We start from the raw sequence: 15,218 nt of genomic DNA, 5'->3' as shown, positions 1-15,218 counted from the left end.
GACCTAAGCCAAGTCAACAGAAGTGATAGTAGAAAATAGTTAGATGTTAAAAATTAGATTAAAAAATCTGGGATTGACGTCGGGTGCATGAAATTTGTTGGTAAACAATTTACAAATGCATAAGGGAAACTAAGAACCAACCGAGAGTAATCCGGTTGGTTTTTTGAACTATCATTGCATTACGATATGGCTGCATCAAAATAAGTTATGAACACATTTTTAAGTTTGTTTTATCTTCATAAGGGAAAGATAGGGAGAAGATTTCAATTATCCCAAGAGGTGATTCTGTTGAATCGGTTATTTGCCATCCTTGTTATCACCGGTGTCCCACTCGTGATTGCTGGTGCATTCCTAAATTGGTCGGACATCATGATGTTCATCCTTTGTTGTATAAGCATCATTGGGCTTTCAGGATACATAGGTCGGGCTACAGAAAGCCTTGCTATCGTTAGTGGACCAAGGATTGGTGGGTTGTTGAATGCGACATTTGGCAACGCAGTCGAACTCATCATTTCCATTTTTACATTGAAGGCAGGAATGGTAGGCATAGTCTTGGCTTCGCTCACAGGCTCCGTACTTGGGAATCTATTGCTTGTGCTCGGGCTTTCCTTCTTCGCAGGGGGCATCAAATTCAAACGTCAAAATTTCAGTCTCCATGATGCACAATACAATTCGGGATTGCTGATTTTTGCTGTCATCGTGGCATTTGTCATTCCTGAGATTTTCTCCATGTCAATGGATACACAAACGACATTTAACTTGAGTATCGGCATCGCGGTTGTACTAATCGCACTTTATCTTGCAGGGCTGTTTTTCAAACTCGTCACTCATCGAGGTGTCTTCGCCTCTTCTGATAAGGTAGTGGAGGAGCAGGAAACGCCGGAATGGACAAAGCGCAAGTCGATTCTTGTACTATTTTTAGCGACGCTAACGGTTGCTTTCGTATCAGAGCAGCTGGTTCATACATTTGAAATGCTTGGTGAAAAGTTTGGTTGGACCGAATTGTTCATTGGCGTCATTATCGTTGCTATTGTTGGAAATGCAGCAGAACATGTGTCCGCAATCACAATGGCGGTCAAGAATAAGATGGATGTAGCTGTGGAAATTGCAGTAGGTTCCACGTTGCAGGTCGCCATGTTCGTTGCGCCAATCCTCGTACTCATTTCACTAACAATGTCGGAACCAATGGCACTTGTTTTCACTGTGCCAGAGCTAGTGGCGATGGTATCCGCAACATTTCTTGTCATTACACTGTGCAGTGATGGTGAATCAAATTGGTTCGAGGGTCTAATCCTCTTCTCCGCTTATCTGATTATGGCAATCGGTTTTTATTTACTTTAATGTCTGCAGATAGTTGGAAGAGGTAGCTCTAAAAAGAGTGACAGTCGAACTTATCATCAGCCAAACTGCTACTCGAATGTTCTCTTAAGAACCTTAAGTCATAAAAGAATTTTTTACGGGCATACTTTGAGTATTATTCCAAAGTAGGAGGCTATTAAATTTGATTAAAACTGAAAATAAATTATCAGTTTTTGCACTAGGTGGTATTAATGAAATTGGGAAAAATATGTATGTCCTACAATATGAAGATGATATCGTTGTGATTGACTGTGGTGCTAAGTTTCCAGATGAAAGTTTATTAGGAATTGATTTGATTATCCAGGATATTTCATACTTACAGGAAAATAAGGATAAGATTCGGGCGTTAGTTATCACCCATGGACATGAAGATCATATTGGAGGCATTCCGTACGTATTAAAGCAATTAAATATGCCGATTTATGCGACACGATTAACGCTGGGTTTAATTGGGCTTAAGTTAAAAGAACACGGACTTTTTAGGCAAACTGAGTTAGTTCTGATTGATTCTGATTCGGATTTGGAGTTTGGAACAGTGAAAGTAACATTTTTCAAAACAAACCACAGCATTCCTGATTGTTTAGGCGTTGTATTTCATACGCCAGAGGGGGCAGTTGTGCATACTGGTGATTTCAAGTTCGATTTAACGCCTGTCAATAATGACTATCCGGATATTCATAAAATGGCTAAAATCGGCAGTGATGGTGTGTTGCTATTGTTATCAGAAAGTACCAATGCGGAACGTCCTGGTTTTAATCCGTCTGAAATACTTGTAGGAGGGCATATTGAAGAAGCATTCCGCAAAGCCCGTCGGAAAGTATTTATTTCCACTTTCGCTTCTAACGTTCATCGTGTACAGCAAGTAGTAGATGCCGCGCAAAAAACGAACCGCAAGCTTGCATTGCTTGGCCGAAGTATGGTGAATGTAGTAGCGGTTGCTTCAGAACTCGGGTATTTGACTATCCCTGAAGGAATGTTAATTGATAAAAATGAAGTTAGGGGAATGGATCCGGAGAAGGTTGTTATTCTTTGCACGGGAAGTCAAGGAGAACCTATGGCGGCTCTGTCACGTCTATCCAGTTCAAACTTCCGTGAGGTAGAAGTCCACCCTGATGATACGGTTATTTTTGCTTCATCGCCAATTCCTGGAAATGAAAAAAGTGTATCACGTATTATTGATAATTTATATCTTTTGGGAGCCAAGGTGATCTATGGATCGGGGACTGTAACGGGTATGCATGTTTCAGGACATGCCTGTCAGGAAGAATTGAAATTAATGCTAACCTTAATGAAGCCGAAGTATTTCATTCCCATTCATGGTGAGTTTAGAATGCTTTATCAGCATCGTTTATTAGCAGAATCCGTAGGTGTGGAAAGAGAAAATATTTTCGTTATTAACAATGGTGATGTTGTCGATATTAACAACCGCGTTGCCCGCCAAACACGAAAAGTCCAATCGGGGAACATTTTCGTAGATGGATTGGGCATTGGTGATGTTGGAAACATCGTGTTACGTGACCGTAAATTGCTTTCTGAGGAGGGCATGCTCGTTATTGTTTTAACTCTAAGTAAAACAGATGGACAGCTAATTTCCGATCCGGATACAATTTCACGCGGATTCGTCTATAGGAATGATTCACAAGCACTTTTGAATGAAGTGAATCAGTTAGTCATTACGACCATTAACAACTCGCGAGGCGAAAGTGGAAACCAACGAATTAATCTCAGACAACACATAAAAAAATCGGTTGAAACACTTTTATATACGCGGACAAAAAGAAGGCCGATGATTCTTCCAGTCATTATTGAAATTTAATTTGATTTAGCAGAATTCAACCACTTCTACTGAATAACCAACATCCTGTTGACCCAAGTCTCCGGCGTTGTGGCCCATTAAAAAGAGCGAACCCCTTGAAAGTATAGGGAGTTCGCTCTTTTTAGCTCAAGTAGTTGGAGTCTCCATCTGAATAGTTTCCCCAAGTTTCAAAACAGTTAACTGCTTGCCATCTAACTTTCTTTTCTCCCATTCAGCTTGTAATCTATCAAGTGCTTCTTTAGGTGTGTCATCGGCTAACCTATAAGCGCCGTAATGCATCGGAATCATCACTTTCGATCGCGTATTGATGAAAGCTTTGACAGCATCTTCAGGGTTTACGTGTTGAGCAGCCATGAACCATTCCGGCTCATATGCGCCAATCGGCATCAAGCAATAATCAATGGCATACTTTTCTCCGATAGTGTGAAAGCCTTCGAAATAGCCGCTGTCTCCTACGAAATAGAGTGTTTGATTTGGATTTTGGATAATCCATCCCCCCCAATGTGAGTGATTTGTATCCGTCGGCGTTCTTTTTGACCAGTGCTGAGCTGGAACAAAGGAAATCGTTAATCCGCTTATTTGTTGCTCATCCCACCAGTTAAATTCCACAGTTTTGTTGAATCCTTTTCTTTTAAACCAGTTACCAAGTCCAATTGGTACAAAAAAAGTTGGATCACCTTTTAGCCTTTTAATAGAACCATAGCTCAGGTGATCGTAATGGCTATGTGAAATTAGGACCATATCGATTGGCGGTAATTCCTTAATTGGCAGTCCTGGTGGTGTCAGCCGTTTATCTGTGCCAAGACGATTTGCCCAGACTGGATCTGTTAGGATATTCAGTCCATTTAGTTGGATTAAAAATGTGGAATGGCCAATCCAAGTGATTGTTGGAATCGTCCGATTTGATTGCAAGAACGCAGTTTCCGTTTTATCTACTAGTGGCACTTGGAATGATAAATCTTTCAGTTTGCCTTTTCTTTCTTTGCGCCACTGTAGTAAATCTTTAAACGTGGCAAGTGATGCATTTTTATCCGTATTTTCATAGCGTGTTTTTTTCATAGATAGACACCTCAAATGATTTTAAGTACCCCTTAATGATAGGACAATGGGTTTAGGACTATGCCTAGTATACATGACAATCATACACTTGAATTACGAAAAGGTCTGTTGGCGTTACCCAGTGCCATGACTGTTGTCTTAGTAGAAGGTTTAGTTTAACGGGTGTATTGTCTGAATGACGAAAAACCAACCCCATATCTCGGATTGGTCGTTGTACTATCATCCGTTTTCTGTCGGAAGTACCGTATATCTGTGATTAGTAGTATAGTCGTTAGAGATAGAATATATACTTGGGTAAAAAAAGATACTAGGCATCCAAAAAGTCATGCTAATGGTAGTTGGAGGGAAAAAAATGAAAGCAACAATCGCTGTGTTGGGTGATACAGCCATTTCGAAAGTGAATCAATTACATACGAGTAAAAGTAGATACTTAACATTGACAATGATGGCTGGGGTTTTCGTTGGATTTGGAATCATACTTATTTTTACGATTGGTGGTTTGTTAGGACCAACTGATTTTGCAGGAACGAAAATTATTATGGGCGTTACATTTGGGATTGCGTTAAGTTTAGTGTTAATGGCAGGGGCAGACCTTTTCACAAGTAATAATATGATCATGACGATTGGTATATTGACGAAGAAAACGACTTGGTATGAAACCATACAAATTTGGACATTCAGCTATGTTGGCAACTTTGCAGGCTCTATTCTCGTTGCGGCACTTTTTGTCTATTCGGGACTGGCCATAGGTGGGACGGCGGACTATATCAATTCAGCGGCAAGCGCCAAGATGAATACGCCATTTGTAGAGTTGCTTATGCGTGGAATTCTGTGTAATATACTCGTTTGTCTGGCTGTTTGGTGCGCATTTAAACTTAAGGATGAAACAGCAAAATTGATTATGATTTTTTGGTGCTTATTTGCTTTTATCACTTCGGGGTTTGAACATAGTATCGCAAATATGACCTTGCTTTCCCTCTCGTTGATGATCCCTCACCCGGACACTGTTTCATTGGCCGGGATGACGGCAAACTTAGTACCAGTAACAATTGGCAATATAATTGGTGGAGCTGTGTTCGTTGGGGCGGCATACTGGTTCGCGAATTCTGAAAAGAATTAGGGAACTTTTCATCGATAACGAGAGGAATACTTTTTAAAGATTGAGTGTATTCGAGTAGTCGATGTCCTAGTATTTATCCCGCATTAACGGGCTGTAAGAACCCCCCCTGATTGTAGATTAACTTTATCTGGATAATTACTAAAAAAAACGAATTGAATAATCCCTCATTTTAAACGACATAAAAATGTCTTTAGCAAAAGTGTTTTTCACTAAATCACTTGCGAAAAAAGAGAAAAGCTTCTATTGTAGGTAGGGAAACAAAAAGATGACTAAATCAGTTCCTACACTATCAAATAGGTGTACACATTAACTGTACTATCATGTGAAACGTACCACTTGCAAACAACAATAACGGAAAAGATTTCTGAGGTTATCAAAGGAGATATTTAAATGATTTTAGGAAAAAATACTATCATCCGAAAAGAGTTATTTAAAGCAATTGAAGGGTTAACGGATGAACAATTCAATAAAATACCTTCAAATGGCGGATGGTCTCCGAAACAAATATTTGAACACCTTGTACGTATGGAGACAGTCATTGCGACAAATATAGCCAAAGAACTAACAAATCCTGATAGCCCGAAATCGATGAAGAAACCAATTGCACTTTCTACGATTCGTTTCATAAAAGTGGAAGCTCCAGGCTATACTGCACCAACGAAAGAGTACAAATCAAAAATAGAGATGAAAAATGCACTCTATGATTCGCGCCTCTTTTTATTAGATGTATATGAATCAAGTACAAAGGACGTACTTCGTGAAAAATCATTCAAACACCCAATTTTTGGGCAAGTGCCACTGATTCAGTGGTTTCCTTTTGTTGGATTGCATGAAAAACGCCACTTAAAACAATTGAAGAAAACGATTGTAATGGACTATAAATTATAACAATCTAATTGAGTACGATGACTTTTGATAAGGTAATAGATTAACCTTATAATACAACTATATAATTTTCTGTCCGGCTTATTGTGGGAGGCATCCCCTAGCGCCAAGTGTTGTTTGGTAGGAAGCTTTATTACAACATATATAATAGGTAGCAGCACTTCTGTTGATTACCCAGTTTTTTGCATAAAATACTGGTGAGTCGGGTTTGATGACCTACATTTTCACTGCACTATTTTCGGCCCGCTTTCGACAAACTATTCATGATAGATTTACTGCAAGAGTGTTGCGAATAGTTGCCTATCGCGTTCCTACACTATTCAAGTGAAAAATGCAGTTGCTTTGAAAGAAATGAGTAGATGACTTTCTACAGAGAGTGTAAGTGCCCGAAGATACAATTTCGGGCACTCTAGCACTTTGTACAATGTGTTCCTTGCTTACTTTTAGTAAAGATTATGCATCAAACTCATGTGATGTCTTATAGAAAGCATAAGCCGCCAAAATTGCATCTTTGGCGGCTTATTTCCAGTTAAGAAGACAGCTATTCTTTCGTAAAAAAAAGTTTCAGCACTACGAGTACTTACGCATTTGGAGCGCGATGGATGAAGGACCACCATACGATTACCGAAAAAACTGTGTAGGGATGCGAGTATTTGTATAGAAGTCATTCAATTCGGAGCACTCGAAAATGCAACTATACAAGTAGCGTCTAGTAGGAAATTATGATATTCACTGGTTACTTTTGGTTAATCAACAGATGTGAGCTAGTAGCCATTTATAAAGACGAGATTTTGCTTTACAATCTCTTGTCTTTGTAAGTGGCTCTATTTAGTTGGATTGATTCTATTTCCATCAGGGGCATTTTTACTGTGGGGCTGCTCTTAATTCGAAAAAAACACTATTAGTCTGACTTTTACGAATCATCAAACTAGGATAGGGCTAGTAGGTAGTGATGTGGAACTGCGAAGTCTCATGAAGAGATGAAGCAAGAAATAAAGCGTATACTTAGGGAATAAATAGGGTAGTAAAGAAATAGATAGGTTTGTTGAATAAATAGAGAGTGGAGGTAATAGGAAATGAAACATCATTTAATGTATATAAACGGTGAATGGCTTGGGGGAGATCTAGAAAAATTAGATGTTATCAATCCAGCTAATGGTCAAATCGTAGGTAGTGTGCCAATTGGTGGGGAAGAAGAAGCAAACGTGGCGATTGACGCTGCTTATGATGCATTTCAAACGTGGTCACAAACGACAGCTTATGAGCGTGCGAACTATTTGAAAAGGCTCTATGAACTGATGATAGAACATCGTGATGATTTGGCTCAAACGATGACGATGGAAATGGGCAAACCAATTAATGAATCCATAGGAGAAGTGACAAGCGCCGCTGCTTTTCTAGAATGGTTTGCTGAGGAAGGCAAGCGCGTTTACGGTGAAATCTTGCCTACACATACGACGAGCAAACGTTTGCAAGTGTGGAAAAAACCAGTTGGCGTTGTAGCCGCTATCACTCCTTGGAATTTCCCAGCCGCTATGTTAGCGAGGAAAATGGCGCCGGCTTTAGCAGCGGGGTGTACCATTGTTATTAAACCTTCAAGTGAAAGTCCGCTGACAGCCATTAAAATGATAGAGTTATGTGAAAAAGCTGGGTTCCCTAAAGGTGTCATTAACTTGGTGACTGGATCTTCAAGCAAAATAGGGAAAGCAATCATGGAAAATGAAAAAATTCGAAAAGTTACCTTTACTGGATCTACCGAAGTCGGTAAAATTTTAATCGAACAAAGTGCTCATCAGGTAAAACGATTATCACTCGAACTCGGTGGTCATGCGCCTTTGATTGTATTAAATGACGCCAATGTAGATCTAGCAGTGAAAGGTACGATTGCGTCAGCATTCAGGAATGCTGGACAAACATGCGTTTGCGCTAATCGTATTTATGTACAGTCAGGTATTCATGACGAGTTTGTAGAAAAGTTTTCTGAAGCAGTTAGCCAGTTGAAAGTAGGAAATGGTACAGATGTAAATGTAGATATTGGACCATTAGTAAATCGCGCAAGTCTTGAGAAGGTGTCGCATCATGTTGAGGATGCACTGTCTAAAGGCGCTACCCTTATGACAGGAGGCAAGCTAATTACAAAAGATGGGGGGACTTTCTATGCCCCAACAGTCCTTAGTAACGCGGATCCGTCCATGGTTATTATGAAAGAAGAAACATTTGGACCTGTGGCTCCTATTCAGAAAGTGGACACAATAGAAGAAGCAATCGTATTAGCAAATGATACACCATACGGTTTGGCTGCTTATGTATTTACGGATAGCATTGCTATAGGGACACGTTTAATCGAACAACTTAACTTTGGTATTGTGGGTTGGAATGATGGAACACCTTCTGCAGTACAAGCTCCCTTCGGTGGGATGAAAGAAAGTGGGGTTGGACGTGAAGGTGGACGTGAAGGGATTGAAGCCTTCTTAGAGTCGCAGTATGTTTCAATTGCGATTAGTTAACTGAAATAATAGTGGGGTGTTTTCACTGCCATGCGATGAAGTGATATCTTTTGGTTGATAAATGACTAACAAACAATTCATCAGAATAAATCGGTGCCAAGTACCAACGCAATTTTAAATTGTGTTGGTGCTTGGCATTTTTTTGATTCTTTTACTCCCCGTTTTCATACAATGTCGTGAGGAGGGAATCCGTTTGTCGGCATGGATTTGGAGCTTGTTAATTTTTCAATTTCTACTTGCTGGTGTCACTTATCAGTTTTTATACAGGCGAAGAAAGTTGATAGATTTTCATCTGGGCATGAATATCGCCATGGTAGCGGGCGGAGGACTGGCTCTTGGAACGGGCGTCCTCTTGATTTATGAATTCCCGGTCTATTATATGGAAGTGACCGTAGTAGCTGCTTTGACAGGGATGCTGGTGGGAAGTTTGTTCGGAGGAATTTTTGACAATCAAACGTTGCTCACCGGATATATTAGCGGGCTTATGACGGGAATGATGGCACCGATGATTGGAGCTGCTGCGTCATATAGTATTCCGTTTGCCATCATGATGGAATTATTCGTCTTGTGCTCATTTATGATGTTGTTTAAAGCGACAAAGTCTTCTCGAAAAACATAAGGAGAGGCATACGATGATCTTATTTGGATTATTTTTGCTCGTGTTAAGTAGTTTGTTGGGCGTTTATATGTATGCATTATTCTATAAGTTACGTTTTGGAATCAGCGACCGTCTCAGATTTACAGTTACCTTAGCCGCGGGGCAAATTACCAGTTTTGTCATCGCGATCACATTATATTTGGTTTTTCCGATGGATTTTACTGTTATCTGTACGGTTAACCTATGGATTGGTATTGTAATAGGCACTCAATTCAGTTCGGTGGCAAAGAAACAATCGGTTCTTGCCGGTTTTTTTAATGGAGGAGTAGCAGCAATCATGGGGACGATGGTAGGTGCTATCTCATTCGACCCGACCCTTTGCGGTTTGCCTGCATCGACCCTAACATTACAAAACACGGGTATTGCGGTTGGGATCTTCGGATTGTTGTTGCTTTGTGCCACGACATTGTTAGTGAGATTTTCGTTGATGAAAAAGTGAAGGGCGCTAGGTAATAAAATGGGTTTAAACTATTTTATAACCGAGTAAAAAGTTATGCCGGGATCATTCTAGAACCCGGTTTTTTTGTGCTTTTATAGTCAATAAATAGTTCGCCATTACTACTTTTTTATCGTTCTCCAGAACTTCAAATCCTTTCAGTGGTGAAATTCCCCCTAAAATGAAAATTCACGTCTGGGCATCTACATTACTGAGAATAGGAATTAAATCGATGAAATATGATCGTATTAGTACTTTATGCATGCTTAGTTTATATTTATACAAGTTACAAATACCTACTTATTCCTATCTGTATAATTGGAAATTGGCATTAATTTATCATACCTAGTCATATCTATGTATTTATTAATTATGATGCAAAAAAATGGTAATCTATCTTCAATTCAAGTCATCAAGAAAACGCAATGATACCAAGGGCGTAGCATACTCATTTGTCGAAGTGCTAATTATTTCCATAGAACTTTTCTACTGGAATAAATAGGGTTAGAGTAGATAAAAACTATCAATTGGTAAAGTTCTGTCAATATTCGACAAAAAGAGATTTAGTATCCGTGTATGTTTAGTAGTATCAACTAGATTTTCACAAGCGACACCGTCGGGTACCTACACTAACTTTTAGGAAGGGGGCAAGGGGTGTTTTTTATTGAGTTAAAAAATGCAGTTCAATCGTTGTAAAAATCGGAGGGAGGAATGAAGTTGAAGAAGCGTAGTCGAATAAGAATGTTCAGCATTATTGCATCGTTACTCATGGTGTTTTCCCTGGTCACACCTGGAGTTGCGAACGCAGAGCCGAATAAAAAACTCCACGAATCTGTAAATAATTCTAATGTAATTTCAAAGGACAAAGTAAGTGATCGCTTGCTGGAAAGCTTCGGAAAAGCTGACACCGTCACTTTTTTGATAAAATTTAAAGAAAAAACGGATACGGAAAAAGTAGCGAGTGAAGCAAAAAAACATGCAATTAATGCAAATTTATCGGCACAAAAAGTGGAACTTATGCAACGATCGGCTGTCGTATCCGAGCTGAAAACAACATCTATCGAAACACAACAAAATGTTAAACAGTATCTTGAACAGCAAGTTAAAGCAGGAAACGCTAAAGACATCACCTCTTACTTTATCGTAAACGGTATGGCTGTTACGGCCACGAAGGAAGTCGCGCAAAAGGTAGCGACATTCGCAGAGGTTGAAAAAGTGCTACCCAATGAAACGCGCGAACTTTTTGCAACAAAAACTGAAAATGCAGTTGCTCCTGAATCTAAAATTGCAAATGTAGAATGGAACGTTGAGCGTGTCAATGCACCGCAAGTTTGGGACATGGGCATTGACGGTTCCGGTACGGTTGTTGCGAGCATCGATACAGGTGTTCAATGGAACCATCCCGCATTGAAAGAACAATATCGAGGGTATAATGCGGCATCAGGTGATGTGAACCATGACTTCAATTGGTTTGACGCAACTGTAGGACAAGCTACACCATATGATGATGTCGGTCATGGAACACATGTTACTGGCACAATGGTCGGTAGCGAACCGAATGGATCTAACCAAATCGGTGTTGCTCCAGGTGCTAAGTGGATCGCTGTTAAAGCATTCACTACGGCTGGTGGGTCAGATAGAGATTTACTGGCTGCAGCTCAATGGATTTTGGCACCGACAGACGCCAACGGTAATGTACGCGTCGATCTAGCGCCAGATGTCGTGAATAATTCATGGGGAGGTGGACCAGGACTTGATGAATGGTATCGTGATGTTGTCAAAAACTGGCGAGCAGCAGAAATTTTCCCAGAGTTTTCTGCAGGAAACACGACGCTATCTAATCCAGGCGGACCCGGATCAGTTGCAGCTCCATCGAATTACCCTGAATCTTTTGCAACTGGCGCAACGGACATTAATAACAAAGTAGGCAGCTTTTCTCTACGTGGTCCATCTCCATATGCAGAAATTAAACCCGACATTTCTGCACCGGGTGTGAATATTCGTTCATCCGTTCCAGGCAGCGGTTATGAAGGCGGTTGGAATGGAACATCAATGGCAGGACCGGCTGTATCGGGCGTGGCAGCGCTACTTCGCCAAGTAAACGCCAACTTAACAGTCGATGAAATGGAACAGATTTTACTTGATACAGCGACACCGTTGACTGACGCAGTATATCCACAGTCTCCGAACCACGGCTATGGATATGGACTTGTCGATGCTTACGAAGCTGTTTCATCAATCGCTAGTGGCCTTGGGAAAATGGAAGGTCAAGTTTCAAAACAAGGTGACGATCATGAAGCACCAACATACAAGCATGATGCGCCTGCAGAAACATACGCGGGAATGGATTTAGATTTGAGGGTTCAAGCGACAGATAATATTAGTATCGCGTCTGTCACATTGAACTATAAGGACGCAGCTAACAAGTGGCAAGCGGTGGAAGCTAGCCGTAAGTCGGGTAATTACCAGTCAGGTGAATTTGGAGCAACGATTGCGGGCGAAAGTATCGCAGGCAATACATTCACTTACAAATGGACAATCAATGATTTTGGGAATAATGAAGTGACAAGTGAAGAATACACGATTCAAGTGAAGCCGGGCATCACAATCGGCTTCTCAGAAGACTTTGAAACAACGCCGATTGGTTGGACTTCATTTGGCGAGAAGAACAGCTGGGAGTGGGGCGTACCAACATCTGGCCCAAATAGCGCCTCTTCAGGTGAAAAAGTATATGCGACAAATCTTACAGGCACATATGAAACTAATATGAATGCAACACTTGTCATGCCTCCAGTTGACTTGCCAGAAGGGGATTCCTTCTTGCAATTTAAACAATGGCATAACTTCGAGCAATCTACATCCGGCAGAGCATGGGATTACGGTCATGTATTCATTTCCATAGATCAGGTGGAATGGACCCAACTACTCATGGTTCAAGGTCAATCGGACGGTTGGATTGACGGTGAAGTTGACTTGTCGGAATATAGCGGTCAACGTGTTTACATCGGTTTCAATGCATTTTCCGACGCTAGCGTTGTAAAAGATGGCTGGTATATTGATGATGTAGTACTGACAACTACTTCAAAAACGGGCAAAATGCAAAAAGGAACTACACAAGATAGTAACGGAAGCAATGAGAAAAATAGCGGTAAAAATCTTGAAGCTATTAAAACCGAATCTGGTAAAGACCTCGGTATTATTAAAGAAAAAGAAAAAGATGCATTCAAAGAACCTATCGATCCGACAAAAATTCACCCGGTAGTTCCTAAGAAAGAACAACCGCCAGTCCAAGACGAAAAGGCAAACCCTACACTGCTTCCTTTAAGTGCACAAGTCAGTGTGCTTGAAACAGGGCGTTCGGTCTATTCGAGCCCTGCTGATGGAAAATATTCACTGACGCATGGAGCAGGAACATTTACGGCGAAAGCAGAAGCATACGGATTCCAATCTGAAGAGCAATCCGTAACAATCGAAGCAGACAGTTCAACGAAAGTTAATTTCACGCTAAATGAAATTACACAATCCACGGTAAGCGGTACAATTACTGATCAGTCAACAGGTGAAGCAATTGGTGGAGCAACATTGCTGCTAATCGAAGATGCAAACATTACACCTGTCGAAACAGATGGAAATGGGAATTATTCCATCACCGCTTATGAAGGCGACTACACGTTGAAGGTGATTGCACGTGGCTACCATAGTCAAGAAGCGGCTATCACAATTGGCGACGGCACGACTGAAAAAGATTTCGCACTAGAACCATTTTACACATATCCAGGCGGCGAAATTGGGTATGACGACGGCACAGGCGAGAATGCGCGTGCATTCTACGATGCAGGTAATGGCTGGGGAGTGAAAATGTCTCTTCCAGAAGGTAAAGAATCCGGAATTGTCACAGACGGCGTACTCCGCTTCTGGGATACGGAATGGCCAGTTCCAGGAGGGACGGCTTTTGCAGTAGAAGTATGGGATGCAACGGGTGCTGACGGAACTCCTGGCAAGAAACTTGCAGGACCAATCGATGCACAGGCTCTGCGTAACGGAGAGTGGACAGTTGTAGATTTAACTGAGCACAACATAGTTGTCAGCGGTGACTTTTACATGGTTTACATCCAGAAAGATCCAAGTCCAAATTCACCTGGTCTCGCGACAGATGAAACTGGAACGAACGCGGGAAGAAGTTATCAATATGTATCGGGCGCGTGGTCAGCAGCACCTGCGGCGGAAGGGAATTACATGATTCGTGCACGTGTCAGCTATGAAGTCCATGCACCAATTATTACTTCACCTGCAGAGAACTTCACGACAAATGAATCAAGTATTACGATCGAAGGGACAGCATCTCCGACGACAACAATCCAGCTGAAAAACAACGGAGAAGATGCAGGTACGGCAGTGGTTGGAGAAGACGGCAAATTTACAATCAAAAATGAGCTTGCAGAAGGAGTAAATGAGTTCAAGGCAGTTTCCACGCTTAATGGCAAAGTGACAGGCGAATCTGCTCCAGTTACAGTGACATTAGATACTGAAAACCCTGAACTGACAATCGATAACCCGAAAAACGGTGATAAATCGAATCGTGAAACGGTTATGGTTGAAGGGACGGTTTCTGATGCTAACCTTGATTGGGTAAAAGTAAACGGCCAAAATGCGGAAGTCGTAAATGGAAACTATTCCAAACGTATTTTGCTTGATAATGGTGAAAACGAAATAACGGTTGTTGCAAGTGATAAAGCGAATAACCAAACTTCGAAGACGGTGGTAGTTACAGCTCAATATAATGCACCATCAATCGAAAATTTAACACCAACTAATGATGTCTACTTAACAACAGGCAAAAGTGTAAAAATAGAATTTGACAGTGCCCCAGGACTAAAAGCTAGTTTTGTAATCCACATGCCACTGACAAATGTAGGCAACGAAGTGACAAATGCCACCGAACTTCCATTTAGTGAGACATCACCAGGTCACTATGTAGGTTACTGGACAGTACCGTTTGGTGTCACTGCTGACGGAGCGCGTATTGAAGCAAAAGTTATTGACAACTTCAAAAACGAAGCGCGTAAAATGGCGGAAGGCAAGTTGTTTATAAACATGGAGAATGGAGAAAAAGTGGAAAATGGTGAGGTCATTCAAGACATTGAAAGCATCGAGAAAAATAGCATGAGCAATTGATTTACGTATTAAAAATGGACATCGGCAGAATTTTGCCGGTGTTTTTTTGTTTTTGGGAATTGTCCCAGAAGGTATTCAAAGTATAGAAATGAAGGAACAGCAGAAGTACCTGAACATCTTCTTGAAGATTTAGAAGATGCATAAGTCGGATGTCCGACAGATTCTATTAAAGTGGGCGACCAAGCATTAAGTAAAGCGACTGT

9 protein-coding genes are annotated in these 15,218 nt (G+C 40.9%); 8 read left to right on the top strand and 1 reads right to left on the bottom strand.

What is annotated here, in order from left to right:
• The first annotated feature begins 207 nt into the window (after positions 1–207).
• Together cax and MKX62_RS22280 are read left to right on the top strand one after the other, a co-directional pair.
• Positions 208–1,341: a calcium/proton exchanger gene (cax, locus tag MKX62_RS22285; protein ID WP_445683544.1), complete on the top strand. Its 1,134-nt coding sequence runs from the start codon at positions 208–210 to the stop codon at positions 1,339–1,341.
• Positions 1,342–1,501: 160 nt separating this feature from the next.
• On the top strand, positions 1,502–3,175 hold the full coding sequence (locus MKX62_RS22280; RefSeq protein WP_067210653.1) for a ribonuclease J: 1,674 nt from the start codon (positions 1,502–1,504) through the stop codon (positions 3,173–3,175).
• Positions 3,176–3,301: 126 nt separating this feature from the next.
• Here MKX62_RS22280 and MKX62_RS22275 read toward each other — a convergent pair whose 3' ends face one another.
• Positions 3,302–4,234: an MBL fold metallo-hydrolase gene (locus tag MKX62_RS22275; protein WP_340742376.1), complete on the bottom strand. Its 933-nt coding sequence runs from the start codon at positions 4,232–4,234 to the stop codon at positions 3,302–3,304.
• Between the two features lie 352 nt (positions 4,235–4,586).
• On the opposite strand from MKX62_RS22275, the gene MKX62_RS22270 reads away from it, so the two are divergent.
• From MKX62_RS22270 to MKX62_RS22245, 6 genes are all read left to right on the top strand, one after another.
• Positions 4,587–5,354 carry a formate/nitrite transporter family protein gene (locus tag MKX62_RS22270; protein WP_067210647.1) on the top strand — a complete coding sequence of 256 codons (768 nt, stop codon included), beginning with the start codon at positions 4,587–4,589 and terminating at the stop codon, positions 5,352–5,354.
• A gap of 390 nt (positions 5,355–5,744) precedes the next feature.
• Positions 5,745–6,242, top strand: a complete 498-nt coding sequence (locus MKX62_RS22265; RefSeq protein WP_067210644.1) for a DinB family protein — start codon at positions 5,745–5,747, stop codon at positions 6,240–6,242.
• 1,073 nt (positions 6,243–7,315) lie between these two features.
• Entirely contained in the window at positions 7,316–8,746 is a 1,431-nt protein-coding gene (locus MKX62_RS22260) for an NAD-dependent succinate-semialdehyde dehydrogenase (protein WP_340742375.1), read from the top strand.
• A 193-nt stretch (positions 8,747–8,939) separates the two neighbouring features.
• A complete protein-coding gene (locus tag MKX62_RS22255) occupies positions 8,940–9,365 on the top strand; it encodes a hypothetical protein (protein ID WP_231885679.1) in 426 nt (141 codons plus the stop codon).
• A 13-nt stretch (positions 9,366–9,378) separates the two neighbouring features.
• A complete protein-coding gene (locus MKX62_RS22250; RefSeq protein WP_338656207.1) occupies positions 9,379–9,843 on the top strand; it encodes a hypothetical protein in 465 nt (154 codons plus the stop codon).
• 708 nt (positions 9,844–10,551) lie between these two features.
• A complete protein-coding gene (locus tag MKX62_RS22245) occupies positions 10,552–15,015 on the top strand; it encodes a S8 family serine peptidase (RefSeq protein WP_340742374.1) in 4,464 nt (1,487 codons plus the stop codon).
• The last annotated feature ends 203 nt before the right edge of the window (positions 15,016–15,218 follow it).

Source organism: Sporosarcina sp. FSL K6-5500 (genome assembly GCF_038005665.1).
GTDB classification, from domain to species: Bacteria; Bacillota; Bacilli; order Bacillales_A; family Planococcaceae; genus Sporosarcina; species Sporosarcina psychrophila.
This window is presented reverse-complemented; position numbering and strand designations above follow the sequence as displayed.

Excerpts from the sequence above, each read along its gene's own strand:
- cax (WP_445683544.1), top strand. The coding sequence starts at position 208 with ATGAACACATTTTTAAGTTTGTTTTATCTTCATAAGGGAAAGATAGGG.
- MKX62_RS22275 (WP_340742376.1), bottom strand. The coding sequence starts at position 4,234 with ATGAAAAAAACACGCTATGAAAATACGGATAAAAATGCATCACTTGCC.
- MKX62_RS22270 (WP_067210647.1), top strand. The coding sequence starts at position 4,587 with ATGAAAGCAACAATCGCTGTGTTGGGTGATACAGCCATTTCGAAAGTG.
- MKX62_RS22265 (WP_067210644.1), top strand. The coding sequence starts at position 5,745 with ATGATTTTAGGAAAAAATACTATCATCCGAAAAGAGTTATTTAAAGCA.
- MKX62_RS22260 (WP_340742375.1), top strand. The coding sequence starts at position 7,316 with ATGAAACATCATTTAATGTATATAAACGGTGAATGGCTTGGGGGAGAT.
- MKX62_RS22250 (WP_338656207.1), top strand. The coding sequence starts at position 9,379 with ATGATCTTATTTGGATTATTTTTGCTCGTGTTAAGTAGTTTGTTGGGC.
- MKX62_RS22245 (WP_340742374.1), top strand. The coding sequence starts at position 10,552 with ATGAAGTTGAAGAAGCGTAGTCGAATAAGAATGTTCAGCATTATTGCA.